At 65.9% G+C, this 23,519-nt stretch carries 26 protein-coding genes; 19 read left to right on the top strand and 7 right to left on the bottom strand.

Going from position 1 to position 23,519, the window contains the following annotated elements:
* The first annotated feature begins 136 nt into the window (after nt 1-136).
* The 6 genes from AC3A4Z_RS14545 to AC3A4Z_RS14520 all read left to right on the top strand — a co-directional run bounded on the left by AC3A4Z_RS14545 (nt 137) and on the right by AC3A4Z_RS14520 (nt 5,799).
* The gene (locus AC3A4Z_RS14545; protein ID WP_498712351.1) at nt 137-1,492 is read left to right on the top strand and encodes an MFS transporter; all 1,356 of its coding nucleotides are present in this window, start codon (nt 137-139) and stop codon (nt 1,490-1,492) included.
* A 57-nt stretch (nt 1,493-1,549) separates the two neighbouring features.
* A complete protein-coding gene (locus AC3A4Z_RS14540; RefSeq protein ID WP_498712349.1) occupies nt 1,550-2,803 on the top strand; it encodes an aminopeptidase P family protein in 1,254 nt (417 codons plus the stop codon).
* 80 nt (nt 2,804-2,883) lie between these two features.
* On the top strand, nt 2,884-3,705 hold the full coding sequence (locus AC3A4Z_RS14535; protein WP_498712347.1) for an IclR family transcriptional regulator: 822 nt from the start codon (nt 2,884-2,886) through the stop codon (nt 3,703-3,705).
* Between the two features lie 67 nt (nt 3,706-3,772).
* Nucleotides 3,773-4,591, top strand: a complete 819-nt coding sequence (locus tag AC3A4Z_RS14530) for an HAD family hydrolase (protein ID WP_498712346.1) — start codon at nt 3,773-3,775, stop codon at nt 4,589-4,591.
* A gap of 97 nt (nt 4,592-4,688) precedes the next feature.
* A complete protein-coding gene (locus AC3A4Z_RS14525) occupies nt 4,689-4,937 on the top strand; it encodes a hypothetical protein (RefSeq protein WP_498712344.1) in 249 nt (82 codons plus the stop codon).
* Between the two features lie 49 nt (nt 4,938-4,986).
* Nucleotides 4,987-5,799, top strand: coding sequence for a glycerophosphodiester phosphodiesterase family protein (locus AC3A4Z_RS14520; protein WP_498712342.1), 813 nt, complete (start codon nt 4,987-4,989; stop codon nt 5,797-5,799).
* Nucleotides 5,800-5,803: 4 nt separating this feature from the next.
* Here AC3A4Z_RS14520 and AC3A4Z_RS14515 read toward each other — a convergent pair whose 3' ends face one another.
* Complete coding sequence (locus tag AC3A4Z_RS14515; RefSeq protein ID WP_498712341.1) at nt 5,804-6,268, bottom strand: hypothetical protein; 465 nt, start codon at nt 6,266-6,268, stop codon at nt 5,804-5,806.
* 138 nt (nt 6,269-6,406) lie between these two features.
* Between AC3A4Z_RS14515 and AC3A4Z_RS14510 the strand changes: the two genes are divergently transcribed.
* Complete coding sequence (locus AC3A4Z_RS14510) at nt 6,407-6,652, top strand: DUF6480 family protein (protein ID WP_498712339.1); 246 nt, start codon at nt 6,407-6,409, stop codon at nt 6,650-6,652.
* A gap of 43 nt (nt 6,653-6,695) precedes the next feature.
* Here the strand turns inward: AC3A4Z_RS14510 and AC3A4Z_RS14505 are convergent, their stop codons facing one another.
* The 3 genes from AC3A4Z_RS14505 to AC3A4Z_RS14495 form a co-directional block, all read right to left on the bottom strand.
* Nucleotides 6,696-7,757: an EAL domain-containing protein gene (locus AC3A4Z_RS14505; protein ID WP_498712337.1), complete on the bottom strand. Its 1,062-nt coding sequence runs from the start codon at nt 7,755-7,757 to the stop codon at nt 6,696-6,698.
* A 171-nt stretch (nt 7,758-7,928) separates the two neighbouring features.
* Entirely contained in the window at nt 7,929-9,461 is a 1,533-nt protein-coding gene (locus AC3A4Z_RS14500) for a putative bifunctional diguanylate cyclase/phosphodiesterase (protein ID WP_498712335.1), read from the bottom strand.
* Nucleotides 9,462-9,480: 19 nt separating this feature from the next.
* Nucleotides 9,481-11,160 (bottom strand): ATP-binding protein, encoded by a 1,680-nt coding sequence (locus tag AC3A4Z_RS14495; protein ID WP_498712333.1) that lies wholly within the window; start codon nt 11,158-11,160, stop codon nt 9,481-9,483.
* Nucleotides 11,161-11,351: 191 nt separating this feature from the next.
* Between AC3A4Z_RS14495 and AC3A4Z_RS14490 the strand changes: the two genes are divergently transcribed.
* From AC3A4Z_RS14490 to AC3A4Z_RS14470, 5 genes are all read left to right on the top strand, one after another.
* Complete coding sequence (locus AC3A4Z_RS14490; protein ID WP_498712423.1) at nt 11,352-12,125, top strand: class I SAM-dependent methyltransferase; 774 nt, start codon at nt 11,352-11,354, stop codon at nt 12,123-12,125.
* Nucleotides 12,126-12,245: 120 nt separating this feature from the next.
* Nucleotides 12,246-12,695, top strand: coding sequence for a hypothetical protein (locus tag AC3A4Z_RS14485; RefSeq protein ID WP_498712332.1), 450 nt, complete (start codon nt 12,246-12,248; stop codon nt 12,693-12,695).
* Between the two features lie 95 nt (nt 12,696-12,790).
* On the top strand, nt 12,791-13,210 hold the full coding sequence (locus AC3A4Z_RS14480; RefSeq protein WP_498712331.1) for a hypothetical protein: 420 nt from the start codon (nt 12,791-12,793) through the stop codon (nt 13,208-13,210).
* 19 nt (nt 13,211-13,229) lie between these two features.
* The gene (locus tag AC3A4Z_RS14475; protein ID WP_498712329.1) at nt 13,230-14,039 is read left to right on the top strand and encodes an SDR family oxidoreductase; all 810 of its coding nucleotides are present in this window, start codon (nt 13,230-13,232) and stop codon (nt 14,037-14,039) included.
* A 101-nt stretch (nt 14,040-14,140) separates the two neighbouring features.
* Complete coding sequence (locus AC3A4Z_RS14470; protein ID WP_498712327.1) at nt 14,141-15,265, top strand: glycerate kinase; 1,125 nt, start codon at nt 14,141-14,143, stop codon at nt 15,263-15,265.
* A 31-nt stretch (nt 15,266-15,296) separates the two neighbouring features.
* Here AC3A4Z_RS14470 and AC3A4Z_RS14465 read toward each other — a convergent pair whose 3' ends face one another.
* Nucleotides 15,297-15,608 (bottom strand): LuxR family transcriptional regulator, encoded by a 312-nt coding sequence (locus AC3A4Z_RS14465; protein ID WP_498712326.1) that lies wholly within the window; start codon nt 15,606-15,608, stop codon nt 15,297-15,299.
* Nucleotides 15,609-15,754: 146 nt separating this feature from the next.
* Nucleotides 15,755-16,252: a DUF6328 family protein gene (locus AC3A4Z_RS14460; protein ID WP_498712324.1), complete on the bottom strand. Its 498-nt coding sequence runs from the start codon at nt 16,250-16,252 to the stop codon at nt 15,755-15,757.
* 206 nt (nt 16,253-16,458) lie between these two features.
* On the opposite strand from AC3A4Z_RS14460, the gene AC3A4Z_RS14455 reads away from it, so the two are divergent.
* The 5 genes from AC3A4Z_RS14455 to AC3A4Z_RS14435 all read left to right on the top strand — a co-directional run bounded on the left by AC3A4Z_RS14455 (nt 16,459) and on the right by AC3A4Z_RS14435 (nt 20,669).
* On the top strand, nt 16,459-17,358 hold the full coding sequence (locus tag AC3A4Z_RS14455; RefSeq protein WP_498712322.1) for an SDR family oxidoreductase: 900 nt from the start codon (nt 16,459-16,461) through the stop codon (nt 17,356-17,358).
* A 56-nt stretch (nt 17,359-17,414) separates the two neighbouring features.
* Nucleotides 17,415-17,786: a hypothetical protein gene (locus AC3A4Z_RS14450; protein WP_498712321.1), complete on the top strand. Its 372-nt coding sequence runs from the start codon at nt 17,415-17,417 to the stop codon at nt 17,784-17,786.
* Nucleotides 17,787-17,964: 178 nt separating this feature from the next.
* Nucleotides 17,965-18,864 carry a glycosyltransferase family 2 protein gene (locus AC3A4Z_RS14445; protein ID WP_498712319.1) on the top strand — a complete coding sequence of 300 codons (900 nt, stop codon included), beginning with the start codon at nt 17,965-17,967 and terminating at the stop codon, nt 18,862-18,864.
* Nucleotides 18,865-18,966: 102 nt separating this feature from the next.
* Entirely contained in the window at nt 18,967-19,824 is an 858-nt protein-coding gene (locus tag AC3A4Z_RS14440) for a GAF domain-containing protein (RefSeq protein ID WP_498712317.1), read from the top strand.
* On the top strand, nt 19,821-20,669 hold the full coding sequence (locus tag AC3A4Z_RS14435; RefSeq protein ID WP_498712314.1) for an SGNH/GDSL hydrolase family protein: 849 nt from the start codon (nt 19,821-19,823) through the stop codon (nt 20,667-20,669). The genes AC3A4Z_RS14440 and AC3A4Z_RS14435 overlap by 4 nt, the downstream gene beginning before the upstream one ends.
* 6 nt (nt 20,670-20,675) lie before the next feature.
* Here the strand turns inward: AC3A4Z_RS14435 and AC3A4Z_RS14430 are convergent, their stop codons facing one another.
* A complete protein-coding gene (locus tag AC3A4Z_RS14430; RefSeq protein WP_493971135.1) occupies nt 20,676-22,028 on the bottom strand; it encodes a solute carrier family 23 protein in 1,353 nt (450 codons plus the stop codon).
* A 220-nt stretch (nt 22,029-22,248) separates the two neighbouring features.
* Here AC3A4Z_RS14430 and AC3A4Z_RS14425 point away from each other — a divergent pair, with 220 nt between their 5' ends.
* Nucleotides 22,249-22,854, top strand: a complete 606-nt coding sequence (locus AC3A4Z_RS14425) for a malonic semialdehyde reductase (protein ID WP_498712310.1) — start codon at nt 22,249-22,251, stop codon at nt 22,852-22,854.
* 160 nt (nt 22,855-23,014) lie between these two features.
* Nucleotides 23,015-23,503: a 2'-5' RNA ligase family protein gene (locus AC3A4Z_RS14420; protein ID WP_498712308.1), complete on the top strand. Its 489-nt coding sequence runs from the start codon at nt 23,015-23,017 to the stop codon at nt 23,501-23,503.
* The last annotated feature ends 16 nt before the right edge of the window (nt 23,504-23,519 follow it).

Genomic DNA, 23,519 nt, shown 5'->3' with positions numbered 1-23,519 from the left:
GGCCATCGGTAACTTTCCTGGCAAATGCACAACAAAGATTATCGCCTGCCAGAGCCTATTGACTGTGCTGCACGTCACGCCTAATCTGGTGCAACAGCGTTGCGCTGATTGCAACCACAACAACTTTGGTGGATACATGAGTAACGAAACTTCCTCCGTGGCCCCGAACCAGGGCCTGCACGCGGGGCCCGGCGGCCTCAACCCAGCTGACAATGCCGTCAGCAAGGAAACCCGCCGCCGGGTGATCGCGGCCAGCTTCATTGGAAACTTTGTTGAATGGTTCGACTACGCGGTGTACGGCTACCTGGCCGTCACCATCGCTGCGGTCTTTTTCCCGCAGTCTGATCCGCAGGCGGGCCTCCTCCTGACCTTTGCCCTGTTTGCGATCTCATTCCTGGTACGCCCGCTCGGCGGTTTTGTCTGGGGACACATCGGAGACCGGGTGGGCAGGCGGACCGCCCTCTCGCTGTCCATCCTGATCATGTCCGGGGCCACGTTCTGCATTGCCCTGATCCCCGGGTACGACATGATCGGACTGTGGGCTCCAGTCCTGCTCCTGATCATCAGGGTGGTCCAGGGCTTCTCAGCCTCCGGAGAATACGCCGGTGCGTCCGCCTTCCTGGTGGAATACGCCCCCGCCAACCGCCGCGGGCTCTACGCTGCGGTGGTTCCCGCAAGTACGGCCGCCGGGCTCCTCCTCGGTTCGCTGCTCGCCGGCCTGCTGACCACACTGCTCAGTTCCGAAGCAATGCACAGCTGGGGCTGGCGCCTGCCCTTCCTCCTGGCTGCCCCCATGGGCCTCATTGGCCGGTACATCCGGACCAAGCTTGAGGACACCCCGGTCTTCCGCGAACTGGCCAAGGAGGACGACGCCGTCAAGGCGCCTGTCTCCAGTCTCTTCCGGAACCATTGGCGCCAGCTGCTCCAGGCGGTCGGGGCCGTGCTGCTCAACGCCGTCGGGTTCTACGTGATCCTCAGCTACATGCCCACGTACCTGTCCTCCGAGCTTGGCCTGGGCGCCACGGAATCATTCCTGGCCACCACGGTGGCGCTTGTTACCTACATCGGCTTCATTTTCCTCACGGGAATGCTCTCGGACCGGTATGGCCGCAAGAAAGTGCTGATCGCCGCGTCGGTGAGCTTCATCCTGCTGACAGTGCCGGCGTTCGCCCTGCTGGGAACGGGAAACTTCCTGGTGGTGGTCCTGGTCCAGATCCTGCTGGGCGCCATGCTCACCCTCAACGACGGCACGCTTCCCAGCTTCCTGGCGGAGATGTTCCCCACCCGAGTCCGCTACAGCGGCTTCGCCGTCAGCTTCAACCTCTCCAATGCCCTCTTCGGCGGCACCGCCCCGTTCATGGCAACCCTCCTGATCGCCGCCACGGGCAACGACCTGGCGCCGGCCTGGTACCTCGTCGCTGCCGCCCTGGTGTCCCTGGTGGCCGTGGCCCTGTCCAGGGAAACCTGCCGGGAACCCCTGCGCCACGAATAGCTTCCCTTCCAGACCAACCCCGCCCAAGAAATGCATCAACAGAAAGGCATCTTTACGATGACCATCACCACCGAGAACGCAACGTCCGTCGCCGAACTGGAGCGCCTGAAGGTCCTCAAGAACGGCGAAAAGGTCAGCCTCACCTTCTCCGACGCCGAGTTTGAGCGCCGCCTAGCCGGCCTCCGCAGCATCATGGCCGAGAAGGACCTCGACGCCGTCGTCCTCACCAGCTACCACTCCATCAAGTACTACTCCGACTTCCTCTTCACCTACTTTGGCCGTTCATACGCCATGGTGGTCACCAAGGATGACACCGTGACCGTCACCGCGAACATCGACGCCGGCATGCCCTGGCGCCGCAGCTTCGGCGACAACCTGGTGTACACGGACTGGCGGCGGGACAACTACATCTTTGCCATCCAGGAAGTGTTGCGCACCCGCGGCATCAACGTCCGCCGGCTTGGGGTCGAAGACGACTCCCTGCCGCTGGACAACCGCAACAAGATCCAGGCTGCCTTCCCGTCCGCGGCCCTGGTGGACGTGGCCCAGGCGGCGATGCGCCAGCGCATGATCAAGTCAGCGGAAGAAATTGAAGTTATCAAGCACGGCGCACGCATCGGCGACCTGGGCGGCGAGGCTATCCGCAACGCCATCACGGCCGGCATCACCGAATACGAGGTTGCCCTGGTCGGCACCGAGGCAATGGTCCACGAGATCGCCCGGACCTTCCCGAACTCGGAGATCCGCGATACCTGGGTGTGGTTCCAGTCGGGCATCAACACCGACGGCGCCCACAACTGGGCCACCACCCGCAAGATCCAGGAACACGACATCCTGTCCCTGAACTGCTTCCCCATGACGTCCGGCTACTACACCGCCCTTGAGCGCACCCTGTTCTACGGCGAACCGGATGCCCGCTCACTGGAGCTGTGGAACATCAACGTTGAGGTGCACAAGCGCGGACTGGAGCTCATCAAGCCCGGCGCCGTCTGCAAGGACATTGCCGCCGAGCTGAACGAAATCTACGTCGGCCATGGCCTGCTGGCCAACCGCACCTTCGGCTACGGGCACTCCTTCGGCGTCCTCAGCCACTACTACGGCCGGGAAGCCGGGCTGGAATTGCGCGAAGACATCGACACCGTGCTGGAACCGGGCATGGTGGTTTCCATGGAACCGATGATCACCGTCCTGGACGGCCAGCCGGGCGCCGGCGGCTACCGCGAACACGACATCCTGGTGGTGGGGGAGGACGGTGCGGAGAACATCACCAAGTTCCCGTTCGGCCCCGAGTACAACATCATCGGAGCCTGACGCATTACCAACACCCGGAAGCGGCGCCGGCACCTGCCGGCGCCGTTTTCGGCCCCCACTAGGGAATGATGGTTTACATCATGAGCGCAACACCATCCGAGAGCACAGCCAACGGCGACACCAAGGGCGCTTCCGTCATCGTCAACGCGGTTGCCGTCCTTCGGACCTTCACTGCGGACGAACCGCTCCTCGGGGTCACCGAGATCGCCAACCGCGTGGGGCTGCACAAAAGCACTGTCTCCAGGATCCTGGCCACCTTCGAGCAGGAGCACCTGGTGGAGCGCGACGCCGAGACCCGCCGGTTCCGGCTGGGACTGGGGCTGATTGCCGTGGCAGGACCACTGCTGGCGGAGCTGGAGGAGCGCCGCGTGGCCTACCCCGTGCTCCGCGAGCTGTCCGAACAAACCGGCGAAACCAGTGCCCTGATGGTGTGGAGCGGCGACGAATCGATCTGCGTGGAGCAGATTGCCAGCCGCCACCAGATTAAGCACACCACTCCTTTGGGCGCCCGTTACAGTGACGCCTTCAGCGCTTCCGTGCAGGTCTTCCTCGCCCAGGAACCCGAACCCCGCGTCCGGTCCCTCCTCAGCAGCGGCGCCATTTCCTACCCCGGCCTGGATGAGCCGAGCCTGGATGCCTACCTGGTCAGGCTGAAGGACGACGCCCGCCGCGGCTGGGCCATCAACTACGGCGAAACCTCCATCGATGAAGTAGGGCTGGCGGCGCCCGTCTTTGACCACCGCGGCGAGATCGTGGCCGCCGTGCTGATCCCGGCGCCCCGGTTCCGGGTGTCCCAGGACCGGCTGCAGGCACTTGGCGAATCGTGTGCCGCCGCGGCTGCGAAAGTGACAGCCCGTCTTGGCGGAACAGGCAGGAAGCGGGGACTCCCCGCGGAAGCCTGAGGATAATCCGGGTGTGGCCGTCCTGCTCGGCCAGCTCCCAGCACGGACAGCCACGTAGACTTGCATGATGCGGTTGGTAGCGAGCGATATTGACGGAACGATCCTTGGACACGATGGAAAAATCAGTGACCGCACCGTCCGCGCCTTCCACGCCTGCCGTGATGCCGGCGTCGAACTCGTTTTTGTCACCGGTCGTCCGCCGCGCTGGCTGCACCCCCTTCAGGACCAGCTGGGCCACGCCGGCACCGTCATTTGCTCCAACGGCGCGGTGGTCTGGGACCTCGAAGCCGAACAGCTGGTTTCCGCCCGCACCCTGGCCATCGATACCGTGCTGGAGGTCCGCCGCATCATCAAGGAGCTCCGCCCGGCCGCCCGGTTCGCCGCAGAAACACTGACCCGCTTCCATCTTGAACCGGGCTTCATTGAAAACGAATCCAGTGAACTCCTCAGCGAGTTCACCCCGGCGCCGCTCGCCGAAACGCTCGCCACGGATGATTCGGTGGTGAAGTTCCTGGCAATCGTGCGGGAAGGCACCCCGGACGACTTCCTCGCGGAGGTGCGGCCCGCCGTCGGACATCTGGCGGCAGTTACCCACTCGTCACCGGGCGTGGCCATGCTGGAACTGTGCCGCCCGGGCGTCAACAAGGCGGTCACCCTGGCGGAATACGCAACCTCGCTGGGCATTGACGCGGCCGACGTTGTGGCCTTCGGCGACATGCCGAACGATATCGAGATGCTCCGCTGGGCCGGCCACGGCTATGCGATGGCCAGCGGCCACCCGGAAGCCATCCTCGCTGCGGGGCAGCAGGCGCCGCATTTTGACGACGACGGCGTGGCCCAGGTCCTTGAGGCAAGGCTCGCTTCGCTGGGTGTCCAGCTTCCCTGAGGTTTTTTCACAGGTTGCGCTCACCTGGCGTTCACCTTTGTTCCCTACGGTGGAGGCAGGGGCGACACACCTCCCCTTTTTGGCTCAAGGGGTAACAATGGCACGAACTGTAAGACACGGGGCTGTTGAGGCGCCGCTGCGCACGGCAACACCGGCTCCGCACTGGAAGCAGCTCCGGGAGGGTGACCGCGTCCGGGTGGTGCTCACACCCGGCTTCGAAACCGGCGGCCTGGTGGACGCGGTCACCGGGGACCACTCTGCGGTGTGGGTCAACCTCGACGGCGGCCGCGGGCGAACGCTGCTGCACTGCAGTGACGGTGTGGAGATTCTTCCGGAAGAAGGCTGAGCGTTGGCGGCAAGGGTCTACCGCCTCCCGGCTCGGGTACGCTCGCAGGGTGACTTTGCCGTTCTTTGCCAGCCCTGACGCCAGCGGGCAGCAGCTGCCGGTTGCGATGGCCCACCGCGGCTTTTCCCGGGAGGGGCTGGAGAACTCCATGGCAGCGTTCCGCGCCGCCGTCGAGCTCGGATACCAGTACCTCGAAACGGACGTCCACACCACAGCGGACGGCGTGGTGTTCGTTTTCCATGACGACACGCTGGACCGGGTGACCGACGGGACCGGCCGGGTCGCGGACCTGGCCGCTGCCGCCGTGGCCCGGGCACAGATCGGCGGACGCGAACCCGTGCCCACCTTTGACGACCTCATTACCGGGCTGCCCGGTGTGCGCCTCAACGTGGACGTGAAGGACTGGAACTCGGTCCCCAGCCTTGCCGCGGCCATCGAACGCCACCAGGCACACCACCGGGTGCTGGTGACCAGCTTTTCGGACCGGCGGCGGCGGGCGGTCCTGAAGCGGCTGAGCCGGCCGGCCGCGTCGTCGGCCGGCGTTGTGCCGGTGGCCTTGTTTGTTGTGCTGGGGCGGGTGTTGCCCGGGCCGGTTTTCCGCTGGACCATGCGCCGGATCCTGTGGAACGTCCAGGCGCTCCAGGTACCTGCGCGCAGGAGCGGCATCGAAGTTGTCACCCCCGGCTTTATCCGGCGTGCCCACGGGCTGGGGTTGATGGTCCACGTCTGGACCATCAACGATCCCGCGGAGATGCGCCGCCTGCTGGAACTGGGCGTGGATGGTCTCGTCACCGACCGCGCGGACCTGCTCCGCGACGTGCTCCTCGAACGCGGTGAGTGGCGGGACGGGCAGCCGGACTGACCTGTTATTCCTTCAGGTCCCGGCCCGTGCTGGTGGACGGGCCCTGGCCGCCTTCGGTTGGATCGGCCCGAAGTTCGTTAGGGTTGCTGTCCGGCAATCCGCCGGCAACGCCCGAAACGTTCCCCGTCCCGCCGGCGCTCGCTGACCCTCCTGCCCCGCCGGGATCGGACGCGCCGCCCGCCAGGCCGCCGTCGCCGTCGTTTGCCTGGTCATCGCCGCGGTCATCAACATCCCCGCCGAATGGTGATTCCGATACCGGACCCGGAGCGGCTCCTGCTTCCAGCCCGGGGGCCTTTTGTTTCTCGGCTTCCATGGCATTCGAACCCTCGCTGAGGGAGGAGTGGACCTCCACGTCGCTGTTGGGATCCGAGGGGTCAGGAACATCCCGTTTCTCGACGGGATCGCTTGTCCCCGCGAGATCCTCCATGGCGTTTTCTGCTGCCTTGCCAATGCTGTCGCCGATACCCATGTGACTGCTCCTTCCGACATTGCGCGCCGGCGCCCCCAGTGGACGGCCGGAACATTACCCTTCCAGAATTATCAGCATGCTTACAATTAGTCCAGAGCTGAGGCAACAGGCCTCAGCCGGGCAGGAAGGACAACTACCGTGAGCAGCTACCATCCGGAAAACGACCCCGCGAATCCCGACCAGCCGGGCAAGGACCAGTCAGGCGCCGGTAACCCGGGCGCAGGTCCGGCCGCCACCCAGGGAGGCAGGGACTCCGCCGGCTCGCCGAACCCGGACCCGGCGGAAGGCAACGTCACCGGGCTGGAACCCGGCGGGGGAGTGCCTCCCGGCGAGACGCCACCGGCCGAGGACCAGATGAGCGGCGACCAGGGCCACGACGAGTAACCAGGGCGGCCTATGCCAGGGGTTGGTGTCAGCAGGACTGGGGTCAGCGGGACTCTTTGGGTGGAACGTGGCTGCCCTGTTCCGGGCCGACGAGCTGGCGTTTCAGGCCGTCCATATCCAGGGTGGTATTCCAGCTTGCCCAGTCCTGCGGCCTGACGGAGGGCCGGCCCAGCAGGTAGCCCTGGCCGGCGCTGATGCCCAGCTCCGTGAGGACCTTGAGTTCGCCCACCGTCTCGATGCCTTCTGCAATCAGGGTGGTGCCGATCTGCTCGGCGAAGTCCACCAGGCAGCCGGCGAGGGCACGCTGGATGCCGTCGTTGTCCACATCCCCGATGACGTTCCGGCCCACCTTCAAAAAGTCCGGCCTCAGGTGCACCATCCGGCTCAGCGCTCCGGCGCCCGGATGGGTGTCGTCAACGGCAAGGCGCAGGCCTTGCTCACGCAGCGGGTTGATGGCGGCGACGAACTGCGGGTACTCCTCGTCACTGACCGATTCCGTCAGTTCGAGCACCACCCGGTTGATGGGAAGCTCGATGTGCTCGAACAGCTCCGGGAGCCGCGGGTCCAGGCACGACGTGGGCGAAATGTTCAGGGAGACGTACAGGTTCTCCGGAAGGTCCCGGGCTGCAGCGGCGGCAGATCCCAGGGCGGAAAACTCCAGATTGGCACCCAGGCCAACTGCGGCTGCTTCCGCGAACCACAATTCAGCCGCCGCGCCGTCATCGCTGACAAAGCGCGACAAGGCTTCCACGCCCACCACGGTTTCGTCCGCCAGTCCGTAGATGGGCTGGAAAGCCGTCATCAGCATGTTGCTCTCGAGCAGGGCGCTGATACGCGACATGCTGCGGATCGCGTCTATTTGTTCAGCGAGCCGCGGCGGGATGGCGGTGGACTCCAGGCGCATTTTCCTGGCGCTGTCCAGCGTCTCAACAGTGTTTGCGTCGCTGCGCCGCGTCTCCAGGAGATACTCCAGCAAGGCCCTTTCGGGCACGCCGGGATTCTCATCGAGGCTCTTGCTGAGGCGTTGCCGGACTGCTGCGCCGGACGGATCCGGATCCGCTAAAACAGCGGCAATGATTCCCCACGCCTGTACACGAACCGACATTAGCTACGCCCCCAGTTGACGAAGTAATGACCCAGTGGCCCTTTGTTGTTCAATTTCTACCGCTTCTAAAAAGTTCAATGCTGCTGGCAAGCCGCAATATCGCGGCGATATAAAACAGACCCAGCACGATGATCGTATATCGGGGTGGGCAAAAGCGCAGTAGTTTTCGATTTACTGGTTAGCGCTTTCCGGCTGGGCTGCCAGCAGGTCGGGAACCTGCTCGGGCGGAACTGGCCTGCTGAAGTAATAGCCCTGGGCGCTCAGGCACCCCAGGCTGCGGAGGATTCCGGCCTGTTCCGCGGTTTCCACACCCTCCCAAACGGCTTCCAGCCCGCATGCCCGGATGAGCTGCAGGACGGCCGCCACCAGGGCGGGCTGCTTGGGATCGGTGCCCAGTCCGTCAATCAGCGAACGGTCCACCTTCACGCGGTCCACCGGCAGCCGGCGGAGGTAGCTGATGGACGAATAGCCGGTGCCGAAATCATCAATTTCAATGCCCACGCCCAGCCCGCGCAACCCGCCCAGCGAGTAGCGGTCCAGTTCGTTGCCCTTGACGATGGCTACCTCGGTCAGTTCCAGGACCACCTGGTCCGGGCCCACCCCGGTTTCCTTGAGGACGTTCCGGACATCCTCGATGAACTGGAGGCTTTGCAGGTCCGTGGCGGAGATGTTGATCCTGACGGAGAAGCGCTGGTCCACCAACTGCCCGTCAATCCATTTCCGCAGCTGGTGCACCGCCGTCCGCAGCACCCACAGCCCCAGCTCGGAGATCAGGCCGGCTTCCTCGGCCAGCGGAATGAACTCGTCCGGCATGATGAGCCCGCGGGTGGGGTGGTTCCACCGGACCAGTGCCTCCACGCCTTCGATCCGGCCCGAGTCGAGCTCCACCACGGGCTGGTAGTGCAGCGTCAGTCCGTCGGTCTTGATGGCGTTCCGGAGGTCTTCCACCAGCTGGCTGCGGAGCCGCCGGACCAGCAGGAGGCCGGGTTCGAACCGGTGCAGCCTGTTCTGCCCCTCGGCCTTGGAGGCATACATGGCGACGTCGGCCTCCATGAGCATGTCCTCGGGCGTTTGGCCCGCACCGCCAACGCTCAGCCCGATGCTGGCGCCGCAGCGCAGGCTTCGACCCGGAAGTTCTATGGGTTCATTCAACGATGCCAGGATGCGGTGCCCCACCACAGCCGCCTGGTCTGCGGTGACGGCCGGCATCACGATCGCGAACTCGTCCCCGCCCAGCCGGGCCACGACGTCGGTCTCCCGCACTGCGGCGCGGATCCGTTCACCCACGGTGATCAGCACTTTGTCGCCGGCGGTATGACCCGCGCTGTCGTTGATGGACTTGAAGGCGTCAAGGTCCATCAGCAGGATCACGGGCCCCTCCTCCGCGTCATCGTCCTCGATGGCGGATCTGAGGGCGTCGATGAGCGCAGACCGGTTGGCCAGGCCCGTCAAAGGGTCCTGCATGGCCATTTTCTGCATTTCCAGGTGCGCTTCGTGCAGGAGCTGGGTGCGCACCTGCACCCGCTGCTCGAGTTCCTCGTAGATGATCTGCAGATCCTCGGCCAGGAGGTTGGTGCCCATGATGATGGCATCAAGCTCGTCCCGGGCTTCCGATACTTCTATCCGCGAGCTGAGGTCCCCCGATGCCAGCCGGACAATACCTTCGAGCAGTTGGGACAGCCGGGGGTCGTTGTCGGCAAACATCGGTTCCTCCCTTCCGTGCTCAGTTGGCCCGGTGGCGGTCGGCATCCAGCGGAAGGCTCACGGTGACGGTGGTGCCGGCGCCCAGCGTGGAGGCCACGTCGATGTGGCCGCCGTGGCGGGCCACGATGTCCTTGGTGATGGCCAGTCCCAGCCCGGTACCGGGAATGGCCCCGGACATGGCATTGGACGCGCGGTAGAACCGGGTAAAGACCTGGTCGATTTCCTCGCTGGAGATGCCGATGCCGGTGTCAGCGACGCTGATGATTGCCCACCGGGAGCCGTCCGCCGCGGCATGCGACTCGCTGCCCACCTCGATCCGGCCGCCGCTGGGCGTGAACTTGATGGCGTTGGACACCAGATTGGTGAACACCTGCTGCAACTGCACCTCATCGGCCAGGATCTCAGGATCCTCGGGAGCAGGATCCACGGCAATGGTGACGTTCTGCAGCTGGGCCAGGGGCCGCAGCGCCCCGGCCACCAGGTCCAGCGTCTGGCCCAGGCGCACCGGGGTCAGATGCATCAGGTTGTCCTCGAGGCCGTTGCGGGACACGCTCAGCATGTCCTCGATCAGCATCCGAAGCCGCTCGGTATTGCGGACAACTATGTCCAGCATCTGGTGGACCTCGGGCGAGACGGGCTGCTCGGTGCTTTCCTGGATCATGTCCAGGTACGCCATGATGGACGTCAGCGGGGTCCTCAGCTCGTGGTTGACGGTGGCGAGGAAATCCGTCTTCGCCTTGTCAAGCTGTTGCAGCTGCTTGACCACCTGCTGCTGGCTGCTGATCAGGTGGCTCTGGATCAGCCCGTGTGCAGCATTGCCGGCCACGTGCTGGATCAGGCCCAGCTCGGCCCGGGACCATTGCCGCGGCTGGTCCAGCATAACGATCCAGATAATACCCAGCGAGGAACTGCCCTCACCCACCGGCACCGCCAGCAGCGAGGCGGCGGGGCCAAGGCGCCGGGTGCCTGCGGGTTCGCCGGCGTGCCCCTCCTCCTCGGACGCCTCGGAGGAGAGCGTTTCGGCCCCGGCCCACAGCATGTCCGCGGTCTGCCGCGCAGATGCTTCGTCCGGCAGCGATGCGTCCGCCAGCGGTTCAAGACTGGGCCGGGTCCACGTGGCATTGATGCGGGGAACGCGCTCGTCCTCAAAGGTGGTCAGCCGGACGTGGTCGGCCTTGAAGGTCTGCCCAAAACCAGTGACCACATGGTTGGCGATCTCCTGCGGATCATTCGTCCCGCGCACGGCTGCGGACACCAGCCGGAGCTGTTCACGGAGTGCCTCAGCCTCCTGCCGCGCAATTTTGCGCCTGGACACCAGGCTGATGAGGGAGGTGGCCCGGTGCACCAGTTCCTTGGGCGGCGGGGGTTTGGCAATGCAGTCGTGGACGCCGGGAGGCTGCATGGCTGCCAGCTCCGCCGGGCTGTCCAGATCCACCATCACCAGGACAGGTGCCTCTGCTTCAACGGCGGACAGGCACGTGTCCACAACAATGACCGATGGTTCACCGGAAGCCAGCAAGCCGGCGAGGCCGTGCGCATCGCGCGCGGTGTGCACCTCGTAACCAGCCGCGCGCAGTGCCTGCGCATTCAAAGCCAGTCGCCCGTCGTCGGGGTCCGCTACATAAGCGGTGCGTGGCACAGACGGGTCCCACGGCAAATCAGCCGCCACAATGCCCCCTTCGCTCCCAGTTGAGTACATTGTAGGGCGGCTCGTCCCGGATGATCCCTTGGAAGCTGCACTTCCCGCCAGCGTGACGGAACAATGCCCGTCGCGGACAGGCGGCGCACCGCCGTCGGGCCTGCAAACCGCCAGCCTGATGCTGCGCGGCATATATTTGGTCTGTGTCCTCCCCAGTAAAACCGGTGCGCTCTTCCTGGCAGAAGTACCTGATGATCCCCAAGCTTGCCAGGCTGTCCCGTTCTGCGCCCAAGGACAGGCGGCTGGCATGGGACAAGTACTGGGCAGGCATAAAATCAACAGGCCCGGGCGGCGAGGTTTTGTGGGATTCAGGCGGGGACCACGAGTTCCTGGGCTACCGGGAGGTGCTGCTGCGCCACCTGGACCCGGAACTTCCCGTCGTTGACGTGGGCTGCGGACACGGCAGCTTCACGCGCGCACTGGCCGGCATCTTCCCTGATGTCATGGGTGTGGACGTATCAGCCCACGCAGTGGCCCGGGCGCGTTCCGAGTCCGAATCGCTGGAAGGCCCGGCAGGCCGCGTCCGCTACGAAGCCCGGGACATGACCGCACCCGGCGCCGCCCGGGGGCTGGCGGACGAACGCGGCGCGAACGTTTTCATCCGCGGCGTGCTCCACGTGCTCAGTCCGGGCGACCAGGCGGCGCTGGCGGAGAACCTCCGGGTCCTGGCCGGCAGCCGCGGCACGGTCTTCCTCGCCGAGACCAACTTCCAGGGCAACCCGGTCGACTATGTGGCGCATCTGGGAGCCACCCCCAAGGGCATCCCGGCCCCGCTTGAACGGGCCATCCGGGAACTGCCGATGCCCGGCCATTTCGGGCCCGCCGAACGCTCCCGCGTCCTGCCGGGCGAGAGCTGGAACCTGCTTGAGGACGGCGCCGTGGTCATCGAAACCAACCAGATGACGGACGTTGCCGCGCAGAGCCGGATCCCCGGCTACTACGCCGTTCTGCGGCCGCGGACCTAGCTGTTCCCGGTCCCTCGGCGGGCGCTGCGCGGCCAGGCCCGCCCCTTGACACGGACACTGGTCGGGAGGCTCCATGGTAAGTAGACTTACTAGTTACCTCCAGGGGAAAGGATGGCCGCCATGGCAGAGGATAAAGGCAACAGGACGCGCGAAGCTGAAGCGGACCAGGACGAAGAAGATCTGGGCCCGGGACCCGATGGCGGGAAGGTGCGCACCGGCCCGGAATCATCGAAGTCCTTGAAGTACTCACAGGAAGTCACCTCCACTGAGGACGAACCGGAGCGCGAGGGCCGCAGCCTGGTCACCACGCACCACGAAGTCATCAGGCAGTGGGCGGAGGAGCGCGACGGCGTTCCGGCCACTGTGGAAGGCACCGAGCATGGCGACCACCTTGGTGTGCTGCGGATCGACTTCGGCGGCGGGAATGACAAACTTCGCCACATCAGCTGGGAGGAATGGTTTGACACCTTCGACTCCCGCCAGCTGAATTTCATTTACCAGGAACAGCGCAGCGACGGCCAGCAATCCAATTTCTTCCGGCTGGAAAATCCCGGCCGGGAAGACGCCTAAGCCGCATCCGTCCTGCCGTACCTCCTAAAGACCTGCACCGGATCACCTCCGGCGCTGTCCCGTCGTCGGCAGGCGTAAAACCTACAGGAACTATCATGCGCAAACTTATCCCTTCCGGTTCCCTCCGCGGAATGCTGCTGCCCCCCACCTACGGGCGGCATGTCACGGATTCCACGGAATTCACGGTGCTCTCAGTGGAGATCTGGTCCACGGGCCTGGTGGTCAACATCCAGCTGGCCTCCGACGGTGAGCCGGAACCTGAAATCATCCTCCAGGACCACTTCGGTACCGAGTACTCCCTGCGCGAATCGGCCAACCTGGGGTCCCGGAACCTGCAGGTCTTTACTCCGTCGGTGCCGCCCGGTACCCGGAGCCTGACCGTCAGGTCCGCCGACGAGTCCCACCCCCGGCCGGTGGTCACCTTCGCTGTCCCGCTGATGGCCGTGCGGGACAGCCAGCCTGAAGCGAACGACGACGGCTACCCCGAGTCGCCGGAACTCCGCCGCCCCGCCTGATCGCCGATAAGGAGCCACCATGCAGGACACCACGGGCTTCAGCCCATCTACCGCCATCGTCACCGCATCAGACTCCGGAATCGGCAAGGCCACCGCCGTGGCCCTGGCCAGGGCAGGGATGGACGTGGGTGTCACCTGGCACTCGGACAAGGAGGGTGCCGAGGCGACCGCGGAAGAAATCCGCGGACTGGGGCGTAAGGCCGTGGTGCGTCAACTGGACACCACCGACCTCCAGGGCGCGGGCGCGGTCATCGACGAACTGGCGGAAGAACTCGGCGGGGTGGACGTTTTTGTCAACAACGCGGGCACCGGTGACGGTACCAAATTCCTGGACCTCGACGTCGAGACCTGGATGCAGACCCTCGACACCAACCTCAATGGCGCGTTCGTCTGCCTCCAGGCGGCCGCGCGGCGCATGGTTCACGCCGGCAGGGGAGGGCGGCTCATTGCAGTGACCAGCGTCCACGAATTCCAGCCCCGCGTGGGATCGTCCGCCTACGATGCCTCCAAGCACGGGCTGGGCGGACTCATGAAAACCCTCGCCCTGGAACTTGCCGAACATGGCATTACGGCCAACAGTGTGGCCCCCGGCGAAATAGCTACGCCCATGACAGGGCAGGAGGATGAAGACCCCACCGCGAAGGACAGGCCCGGAGTTCCGCTGGGCCGGCCCGGTGACGCCCGGGAAATCGCCGCCGTGATCGCCTTCCTTGCATCTCCCGCCTCGAGCTACGTGAACGGCGCGTCCTGGGCTGTGGACGGCGGCATGCTGCAGATGGGTCCGCAGGCCGGCTCGCACATCACCAGCCACGAATGGCGGCAGGGGTAACGGCGCCCGGCTGAGCTGTACTACGCGGGCGGTGCGGTTGGGGCTTGTCGCATTACGAAGGGGCAAGCGCTTTCCCGCCTCCGGCTGGCATGATGGAGCCCATGCGCATTCTTATTGCTCCGGATAAGTTCAAGGGTTCCCTCACGGCCGCTGAAGCAGCCGCCGCGATTGCCGAGGGCGCGCTGCGCGTCTACCCGGACGCCGTCGCCACCCAGTTCCCCATTGCGGACGGCGGCGAGGGCACCCTGGAAGCCGCGGTGGCAGCGGGTTATGAGGAGCGTATCAATGCCGTAGTGGGCCCCATCCTTGCCCCCGTAGGTGCGGCGTGGGCGATCAAAAAGGCCGACGGCGGCAAGGTCACCGCCGTGATCGAAACCGCGCAGGCCTCCGGCCTGGCCGAGATGGAGCCCACTCCCGCAAATGCCCTGCGCGCCCACAGCTACGGCTGCGGCCAGCTGATCGCGGCCGCCCTTGACGCGGGGGCCACGGAAATCGTCCTGGGGCTCGGCGGATCGGCAATGACCGACGGCGGCAGCGGCGCCCTGCGTGCCCTGGGCCTGAAGCCGTTGGACGCAGCCGGAAACGTTGTGCCCCTGGGCGGCGGTTCACTCGCGGACGTCGTCGCCCTGGACACCTCCGGGCTCGATCCCCGGCTTGCCGCCACCACATTCCGCATCGCCGTGGACGTACGCAACCCGCTGTACGGAACGCTGGGAGCTGCCCACGTCTTTTCGCCCCAGAAGGGCGCGGACGAGACGGCCGTGGAACTGCTCGACGCCGGCCTGCGCAACTGGGCATCCCTCCTGCGGGAAGCGACCGGCCGGGACGTCAACGTCGAAGGTGCGGGCGCCGCCGGCGGGTTCCCGGCGTCGTTCCTTGCCTTCACCGACGCCGCGCTGGAAGGCGGGTTCGCGCTGGTGGCGGGACTGACCGGCCTGGCGGACCAGCTCTCCGCAGCGGACCTGGTGATCACCGGTGAAGGGTCCATGGACGGCCAGTCGCTGACCGGAAAGGCCCCGATCGCGCTCGCGGACGCGGCCCGTGAACGGGGTATCCCGGTGATCGTGGTGGCCGGCCGGATCCTGGTCACCCCGGAAGACCTCGCCGGGCACGGCGTGGTTGCCGCGGCCCAGTTGCTGGATGTGGCGTCAAGCCCCCAGGATGCAGTGGCCAACGCCGCCAAGTACCTGGCCTGGGCAACAAGCCAGGTACTTGAAGGCGCCTAGCTGAACGCCCTGCTGCTACACACTTGTCCGGCTAAACGATGGTGGTGTTGCGGCGGCGGCGCCAGATGAGGACCACTATCAGGGTGGCCAGGACCACCGCGCCGATAAACCATGGGGTGTAATCGAGCCGGGTGGACTCGTTTTCAGCTGACTCGCCGGTGCCCGGATTGGCCGGGCCGGTGGAGGCGGTATCGCCGGGAGATGGCGTGGGAGACACGGCAGACTGCGCAACCGTGGTCCCGGCACTGCCAGGCGCCGTCGAGGCGTGGGCCGCGCCGATTGAAAGTGCCGGCGCGGCAAGGAGCAGCAGGGCCACCAAGGCAGTTCTCAAAAGTGCTTTCATAGGTTTCTCCTGACGTTGTCAGCGGCTGGTTGTCCGGCCGCGTGGCTGGTAACGGGACACATGTCTTCTCTGGACGAAAGCGTGGTGTACGGCACTCCGGGGCAGGTCCGGAGTGCGGCGCCGGCTTGCCCTGTCCCGGGGTGTCGTTACCTGGCCGCTTCTGCCCGCTTGTTCAGGTGGATGGGGACGTAGACCAGCAGGACCAGCATCACGGCCATCAGTGCTCCTCCGGCGGTGAGGCCGGCTGAGCGTCCGGCGGTCACGTCAAAGACCAGGGCGGCAGTGCCGGCGCTCAACAGCGCGATTCCGGCAAGGGTGATCTTGGCGATGGTGTCCCCGCTGGAGACCAGGGTTTCCTTGAGCCGCTTCCGGAAAAGCCGCCGGTGGACACTCACCGGCAAAAGGATGAGCGCTGTGGTCAGCGCAGCGACCACCACGTTCGTGAGGTAGAGGGTGACCTGGAAGGCATCCAGGTCTTCAAACCGCTCCTGGAAGGGCAGTGTCAGCAGGAAACCGGCCAGGATCTGCACGCCCATCTGCAGCACCCGCATCTCCTGGAGCAGTTCAGCCCAGTTGCGGTCCAGCTGTTCCTCGCGGGTTTCATTCCTGCCCGTCCTGCCGGTGTAATCCTCCACATCCGACATCGCCTCTCCTTCCTGCCCCAACCAGTCCCTGGGTATCTTTCTACTCCTTAGCTACCCATAAACAAGGGCAACGTTGCGCCGCGGCCACCATTTGATAAGTTTACTGATTATTGGAACTGAACGGTGGACTTCGCTCCACCGGCGGGGATAGTTTCGAAGGGCCGGTGTACGGGGCCCTCGTAAACCGACAGAGTGAGTAGGGGACTATGAGCGACACGGACAAGCAGACGGACCAGCCCAAGGATCCGCGGGGCGGCTACCACGCAGGCCCCTTCCCGGAGCAGGAGCAGAAGCAGCCCGGCCTGACCGCGCCCATGGATCCCAAACCGGACCACGGTGAACTCAGCTATGAGGGGCACGGAAAACTGCAGGGCAAGGCCGCCCTCATTACCGGTGGAGACTCCGGCATCGGGAAGGCGGCCGCCATCGCGTTCGCTCGCGAAGGGGCCGACGTCGCCATTTCCTACCTCCCCGAAGAGGAGGAGGACGCCCAGGACACTGCGGACTGGATCCGGAAAGCGGGCCGGCGGGTCCTCCTGTTTGCCGGTGACGGCCGCGAGGAGGAATTCAGCACCCGGATTGCTGACGAAACTGTGGCGGAGTTCGGCCGCCTGGATGTGGTGGTGCTGAACGCCGCGTACCAGAAGAACCGGGAAAGCCTGGAGTCCTTGCCCACAGAGGAATTCGACCGGGTTTTCAAAACCAACCTCTACTCACTCCTGTGGACGGCCAGGGCCGCCGTGCCACATCTCAAACCAGGCGCCTCGATCATCACCACTGCATCGATCCAGGCATTCAACCCGTCCCCGGGCCTGATCGATTACGCCATGACCAAGGCGGCGCAGGTGGCGTTCACCAAGGCGCTGGCGCAGGAACTTGGCCCCAAGGGAATCCGGGTCAACGCCGTAGCTCCAGGCCCCATTTGGACGCCCCTGATCCCGGCCACCGAATGGCCGGAGAAGCTTCCGAAGTTCGGACAGGACACGCCGCTGGAGCGGGCGGGCCAGCCCGCCGAACTTGCCGCTGCGTATGTCCTGCTGGCTTCGGAGGACGGATCCTATATCTCCGGGGCCGTACTGCCGGTGACGGGCGGAAAGGGGCTCTGAGCAGCTCAGCATTATCAAAGGTCAACCCATCCATTCAACGCACAGCAGGAGGAACCATGACGCAGGAAAACCAGCAGGCCCAGCCCGAGACCGATCCGGGCGGATACGGCACGCCCACCGCGGAGCAGGAGATGGGCGGAACCCAGGGCGCGGCCAACGGCTCGGCCACCACGGGTGACGGCGGGACGGACAGCGTGGACACCAACGAGCCCCAGGGCAGCACCGGCAGCCAGCCCGTGCCCCACGACGTGGACCTTCCCTCCAGCGCAGCTGAGATCGACGAGAACAATGACGACTCCAAAGGGTCCGCTCCCGTGTCCTCCGAGTCCGGGCAGGAAGCAGCGGGAATTCCGGACGGCAGCGGCGATGATCTGCCCCGGGAGAAGTCACCGAACGACGACGGCGGGGAAAGTTTCGACGCCGGCTGACAGGACCGGCGCGGCTGCTTGAGTCCGCCGCGCCTACCGCTGAAGGCCTCCGCCTGCTGCCCGATCCGGCAGCGGGCGGAGGCCTTTACCGTGCCCGCATACATCCGGGTGATGTGGGTACAGGACACGACGAAACCCATTCACAAACCATGCCGATGCCGGCGCCAGGAGGTGGGCTGTGAGCAGGAGATCTTCAGAACAGTGGGCACGCCGCGGGGAGGGACCGGAACGGGTGGCCGTTGACGTGCTGGTACCCACGTGCAACCGCCCTGCCGAGCTGGCGGTGACGCTGGCCGGCCTGGCCGCACAGGCGGACCCGCTCTTCCGTGTAGTGGTCAGCGACCAGTCCAGCGATGCGCCCGCGTGGGAACACCCGGCGGCCGCTGCCATGGTGCGGGTCCTCGAGGCCCAGGGCCGGCCGGTTACGCTGCTGCGGCACCTGCCGCGGCGCGGGCTTGCCGAGCACCGGCAGTTCCTGCTCGACCAGTCAAACGCGGCGAAGTGCCTGTTCCTTGACGACGACGTGTGGCTCGAACCGGGTGCGCTGGCGCGGCTGGACCGGGCGCTTGACGAGCTGGACTGCGGCTTTGTGGGAATGGCGCCACAGGGCCTGTCCTACCTCGATGACAGGCGGCCGGAGCAAACCGCAGGTTTCCAGGCATGGGACGGGCCGGTCACGGCGGAACGCATCCGCCCCGGTGCCCCCGGATTCGAGCGCTGGCAGCTGCACAATGCCGCCAACCTGACCCACCTCAGCGCAGATCTTTCATTGCCGCCGGGAGAGTGGCTGCCGTACCGGGTGGCCTGGGTCGGCGGGTGCGTGCTGTACCGGCGCGGGGCCCTGAACGATTCGGGCGGCTTCACCTTTTGGCCAAGCCTCCCTGTGGACCACGCCGGGGAGGATGTCGTGGCCCAGTGGCAGGTCATGGAAAGGTTCGGTGCCGCCGGCATACTGCCGTCGGGGGCCGTGCATCTGGAGTCACCCACCACGGTGACCGACCGGCGGGTGGAAGCCTACGACGTCGTCCTGGGCGAAACTTCCCATGCCTACGCGGGGAACAGCGCCGCGGCCGACTGAGCAGGGAAGTCCGCTGCCCCTCCCGCCCAGCGGGGAAAGCGACGTATTCTGTAAGTACAAGGTTTTGCAGTAGGCCGGAGCGCTTCAAGCAAGGCGTGGAAAATGGCCGCTGAACCCACGGGGCAGGTTGGCTGGGGACCCCTTCCACTTTCGCCAGAGCCCGTTTTCGACAGCAAAGATGTTGAAGACTATCTCTGGGAAGTCACCCGCGAGTTCATGAAGGACATCAAAGGTGAGCGCCGCGGCATCGGTTGGGCTGCCACCCTCTTCCGCCTGGGGAAAGCGCGGACCCTTGCGGCCAGCAGTGAACTGGCCCGCGAAGCGGACCGTGAACAGTGCTCCTTCGCCGACGGACCCGTCCTCGAAGCCCTGCGAAGCGGCGAATTCGTGCTGCTGTCCGACGTCCGGCGGGACCGGCGCTGGCCGGGGTACGCCAGCGCCGCCGCGGGCCACGGCGTGCAGTCGCTCCTCGCCATGCCCATCGTTTCCGAGGGCATGACCAGCGCTGCCATCAACCTCTACGCCTCCTCACCGCATGTGTTCAGCAGCGACGACCTGCTGCGAAGCCAGAGCTATGCCCGGCAAGTGGCCCGCGCACTGCGGGTGGTGGTACGCGTCGCGGAGCGTGCCGAGGCAGCCGCCGGGATCGCCGTCGCCCAAAGTTCACTGGTCCTGGTGGATCTTGCGGTGCGCAGCCTGATGGATGAGTACGGCCTCAGCAGGGAGGGGGCACTGCGCTTCCTTCAGCGTGAGGCGTCGCACCACGAATTCGGCCTCCGCGACGCTGCCCTGAACGTAGTGGCCGCTGTTCCCGGCAGGGACCCTTCCGCGACGGAGAGGGAATTGGCCGACGGCGTTGAGGACTTCCGCCTGCTGGCTCCGGCAGAACTGGGGCAGCCGCCTGAGGCAGCGGCTCGCTCGGAAGCGCATCCTCCTACCGCGAAAGGACGGCCGGCATGACCACCGAACAGCAGGAAACCTGGAAACCGCGCATCCCTGGCGAACGGCACCCCTGGCACCGCTTCATAGCCCTCGGAGACTCCTACACCGAAGGAATCGGTGACCCGGAACCCCTCAGCATCGGCGGGTTCCGTGGGTGGGCTGACCGCGCGGCGGAGGAACTCGCCAACGGGCAGCATGATTTCGCCTACGCCAACCTGGCCGTGCGGGGCATGGTGCTGCAGGAAATCATCGATGGGCAGCTCGCACCGGCCCTCGCGCTCAAGCCAGACCTGGTAGCTATGTCCGGCGGCGGCAACGACATTGTGTTCCGGCGGGGTGACCCGGACAAACTCGCCGAGAAAATGGACCAGGCCGTTGGCATGCTGTCGGAAAGCGGCGCCACCGTTATGTTGTTCGCGGCCCCGGACTGGGGCGGCACGCCGGTGCTGGGGCAGGCCCGGGGGAGGTTGGCCATCTACAACGAGCACTTCCATACGATCGGCATGCGCCATCACGCGGTGATGGTGGACCTGTGGTGCCTTCCGGCGCTCCGTGACGCCCGGATGTGGGACAGGGACCGGCTTCACCTTTCGCCCTTGGGGCATCACGTGGTTGCCGTTGCCGCCCTTGACGCGCTCGCGGTGCCGCATTCGCTCAAGCTCCTGCAGCCCCGGCCGGTCCCGTCCCACCGCTGGACCCAGGCCAGGGCCGAAGACCTGGTGTGGGCGAGGCAGTACTTCTTCCCCTGGGTCCTGCGGCGGCTGCGGCCCCGCGCCGGGGAGCCGCTGGTGCCTAAGCGGCCGCTGCCCGGCCCGGTCTTTGGCCCCGTCCGCGATGGAGTGGACTCACACGACGCCGCTTAGCTCGATCTAACGCTTCTTGGGGGTCCGTTTCGCGGCCGCATTGATGGCCGCCTTGGCCGCAGGAGGCAGCCCGGCCTGCTCGGTCTCGGGTTCCGCCACGGTGCCCCGGGCCTTCGCGATGGCCTTCATGCCGTGGTAGATCACCAGCGCCGCGGCCGAACCCAAGGCGATGCCCGTGAACTTGAGCTCGCCGATGGTCCACGTGTAGTCAGCGATGCCGATGATCAGGGCGACCGCGGCGGTGGTCAGGTTTACCGGGTTGGAGAAGTTCACCTTGTTCTGCACCCAGATCTTCACGCCCAGGATGCCGATCATGCCGTAGAGCATGGTGGCTGCGCCGCCCAGCACACCCGGCGGGACCGTGGCAATCAGCTCGCCGAATTTGGGGGAGAAGCTCAGCAGTATGGCGAAGATGCCGGCCACCCAGTAGGCCGCCGTCGAATAGACCTTGGTGGCGGCCATGACGCCGATGTTCTCCGCGTAGGTGGTGGTGCCGGATCCGCCGCCGAAGCCCGCCAGGACGGTGGCGGCGCCGTCGGCCATCAGTGCGCGGCCGGAGACGCCGTCGAGATTCTTGCCCGTCATGGCAGCCACTGACTTTACGTGGCCGATGTTCTCGGCCACGAGCACCAGCACCACGGGAACGAACAGGCCCAGCACGCCGACGTGGAATTCGGGGGCCTGGAACTGGGGCAGGCCCACCCAGGCGGCGGCCTCCATCTTGTCGTAGCTGACTTCGCCTCGGAGCATCGCCACGAGGTAGCCCACCACCACGCCCACCAGGATGCTCAGCCGGCCCAAGATGCCGCGGAAGAGGACGCTCACCAGGATGATGGTGGCCAGCGTGATCACGGCCGTGACCGGGGCGGCGTCGAAATTGTTTTTGGCCGCGGGGGCGAGGTTGAGGCCGATGAGGGCCACGATCGCACCGGTGACGATGGGCGGCATCAGCCGGTTGATCCAGCCCGCGCCGAACCTCTGCACAATGGCGCCCACCAGGGCCAGGGCCGCGCCGGCAAGCACCACGCCGCCCAGCGCTCCGGGGACCCCGAACTGCTGCTGGGACGCCATGATGGGGGCGATGAACGCGAAGCTTGAACCCAGGTAGCTGGGCACCTGGCCCTTGGTGATGATCAGGAACAACAGGGTGCCGATGCCCGAGAAGAACAGGGTGGTGGCAGGCGGCATCCCGGTGATGATGGGCACCAGGAAGGTGGCGCCGAACATGGCCACCACGTGCTGCATGCCCACGCCGATGGTCAGCGGCCAGGCAAGCCGCTCATCGGGGGCCACTACGTGGCCCGGCTTGATGGACTTGCCGGTGCCGTGCAGCTTCCATTTGATTCCGAGCATGCTCATGGGCGGAGGCCTTTCAAGGGGGTTGCCGCGGAGGGCGTAGATCAACTGGCTCCAGAATACCGCCAAGCTTTTCGCCCCGCGCCGCCTGATTCCCAGCCGCCAATGCTGTGGCTAACGTCACGGGCCGTCACGGGAAGAGGACGGGGGTAGTTGAAGTTGCAACTATGGAAAGCGAACAGGCCACCCCGGCACGCGGGGCGGCGCAGCGAAAGGTACGCCAATGACTATTGCCCACGAAGAAGCGGTTATCGATTCGGCAGCCGTGGACGCCATTTTCGCCCAGGCCCGCACTGCCAACTCCTTCACGGGAGAAGTGACCGAGGAACAGGCCCAGGCCATCTACGAACTCACCAAGTTCGGCCCCACCGCCTTCAACTCGCAGCCGCTGCGCGTCACCTACGTCCGCTCCGACGAAGCCCGCGCCAAGCTCGTGGACGCCCTGATGCCCGGCAACTGCGCCAAGACCGCGTCTGCCCCGCTCGTTGCCATCCTCAGCTACGACACCGACTGGGCCGGGCAGTGGGACAACTTCCTCCCCGGCTACAACGCCCCAAAGGCCATGTACGACGCCAACCCGGAACTGGCCGCCGCCACGGGCAACAACAACGCCCACCTGCAGGCCGGCTACTTCATCCTGGCCGTCCGGTCACTCGGCTTTGCTGCCGGCCCGATGACCGGTGCCGACTTCGGTGCCATCGACGAGGCCTTCTTCCCGGCCGGGGACCAGAAGAGCTTCCTGGTGGTCAACATCGGCCAGCCCGCCGAGGACGCCTGGGGCGAAGCCAAGCCCAAGTTCTCCTACGACGAGGTTGTCCGCACCGTCTAACCCCTTCCGGACGCTCTCTCACTTAACGCGCCTTTTCACACCAACGCTCTCTCATCCGTGAAAGAGCGTTGGTGTTTAACCGGCATTAGGTGAGCGAGCGTTGGTGTTTAACCGGCATTAAGTGAGAGAGCGTCGGGGCCGGAGGTGGGAAAATGGCCTGATGCGGAACCTCATCCTGGTTGCTTTTGTGGAGCCCGTGACCGAAAGGCTCGTGTTCCCGCGGACCGACTGGCCGCTGCACATCACCCTGGTGAGGTTCGACGCCGGCACCACCGATGGTGCCGACCCTGCGGAACGCCTTTCAGCGCTCGTGGAAGCGCCGGCCATGGCAGCCCTGGGCGCCAGCCTCACGGTGGGGAACGATGCGGGGTTCGGCCGGCACGGTTCCGTGCCCGTGAGCCTCATCGAGGCGCAGCCGGACCTGCAAATCCTGCACGAGCGGCTGGTCGCCGCAGTGGGCAGCCTGGGCGGCAAGGTGCTCACGCCGGCCCACACCCTGTCCGGCTACCGGCCGCACGTGTCACATCACGGTGACAAGCGGCTGCAGCCGGGAGACGGCGTCGTGCTTGACCGGATCGCGCTGGTGGACATGGCGCCGGACGGTGACCGTACCGTCCGGCGCGTCCTCAGGCTCTGGAGCCTGAACTAACGAGGCGGCAAAAGGC

The sequence above is a fragment of the Arthrobacter sp. Soil_C_49 genome (assembly GCF_057656635.1).
This window is presented reverse-complemented; position numbering and strand designations above follow the sequence as displayed.

Coding starts and splice junctions, on each gene's coding strand:
- AC3A4Z_RS14545 (WP_498712351.1), top strand. CDS start 137: ATGAGTAACGAAACTTCCTCCGTGGCCCCGAACCAGGGCCTGCACGCG.
- AC3A4Z_RS14540 (WP_498712349.1), top strand. CDS start 1,550: ATGACCATCACCACCGAGAACGCAACGTCCGTCGCCGAACTGGAGCGC.
- AC3A4Z_RS14535 (WP_498712347.1), top strand. CDS start 2,884: ATGAGCGCAACACCATCCGAGAGCACAGCCAACGGCGACACCAAGGGC.
- AC3A4Z_RS14530 (WP_498712346.1), top strand. CDS start 3,773: ATGCGGTTGGTAGCGAGCGATATTGACGGAACGATCCTTGGACACGAT.
- AC3A4Z_RS14525 (WP_498712344.1), top strand. CDS start 4,689: ATGGCACGAACTGTAAGACACGGGGCTGTTGAGGCGCCGCTGCGCACG.
- AC3A4Z_RS14515 (WP_498712341.1), bottom strand. CDS start 6,268: ATGGGTATCGGCGACAGCATTGGCAAGGCAGCAGAAAACGCCATGGAG.
- AC3A4Z_RS14505 (WP_498712337.1), bottom strand. CDS start 7,757: ATGTCGGTTCGTGTACAGGCGTGGGGAATCATTGCCGCTGTTTTAGCG.
- AC3A4Z_RS14500 (WP_498712335.1), bottom strand. CDS start 9,461: ATGTTTGCCGACAACGACCCCCGGCTGTCCCAACTGCTCGAAGGTATT.
- AC3A4Z_RS14495 (WP_498712333.1), bottom strand. CDS start 11,160: ATGTACTCAACTGGGAGCGAAGGGGGCATTGTGGCGGCTGATTTGCCG.
- AC3A4Z_RS14490 (WP_498712423.1), top strand. CDS start 11,352: ATGATCCCCAAGCTTGCCAGGCTGTCCCGTTCTGCGCCCAAGGACAGG.
- AC3A4Z_RS14485 (WP_498712332.1), top strand. CDS start 12,246: ATGGCAGAGGATAAAGGCAACAGGACGCGCGAAGCTGAAGCGGACCAG.
- AC3A4Z_RS14480 (WP_498712331.1), top strand. CDS start 12,791: ATGCGCAAACTTATCCCTTCCGGTTCCCTCCGCGGAATGCTGCTGCCC.
- AC3A4Z_RS14475 (WP_498712329.1), top strand. CDS start 13,230: ATGCAGGACACCACGGGCTTCAGCCCATCTACCGCCATCGTCACCGCA.
- AC3A4Z_RS14470 (WP_498712327.1), top strand. CDS start 14,141: ATGCGCATTCTTATTGCTCCGGATAAGTTCAAGGGTTCCCTCACGGCC.
- AC3A4Z_RS14465 (WP_498712326.1), bottom strand. CDS start 15,608: ATGAAAGCACTTTTGAGAACTGCCTTGGTGGCCCTGCTGCTCCTTGCC.
- AC3A4Z_RS14460 (WP_498712324.1), bottom strand. CDS start 16,252: ATGTCGGATGTGGAGGATTACACCGGCAGGACGGGCAGGAATGAAACC.
- AC3A4Z_RS14455 (WP_498712322.1), top strand. CDS start 16,459: ATGAGCGACACGGACAAGCAGACGGACCAGCCCAAGGATCCGCGGGGC.
- AC3A4Z_RS14450 (WP_498712321.1), top strand. CDS start 17,415: ATGACGCAGGAAAACCAGCAGGCCCAGCCCGAGACCGATCCGGGCGGA.
- AC3A4Z_RS14440 (WP_498712317.1), top strand. CDS start 18,967: ATGGCCGCTGAACCCACGGGGCAGGTTGGCTGGGGACCCCTTCCACTT.
- AC3A4Z_RS14435 (WP_498712314.1), top strand. CDS start 19,821: ATGACCACCGAACAGCAGGAAACCTGGAAACCGCGCATCCCTGGCGAA.
- AC3A4Z_RS14430 (WP_493971135.1), bottom strand. CDS start 22,028: ATGAGCATGCTCGGAATCAAATGGAAGCTGCACGGCACCGGCAAGTCC.
- AC3A4Z_RS14425 (WP_498712310.1), top strand. CDS start 22,249: ATGACTATTGCCCACGAAGAAGCGGTTATCGATTCGGCAGCCGTGGAC.
- AC3A4Z_RS14420 (WP_498712308.1), top strand. CDS start 23,015: ATGCGGAACCTCATCCTGGTTGCTTTTGTGGAGCCCGTGACCGAAAGG.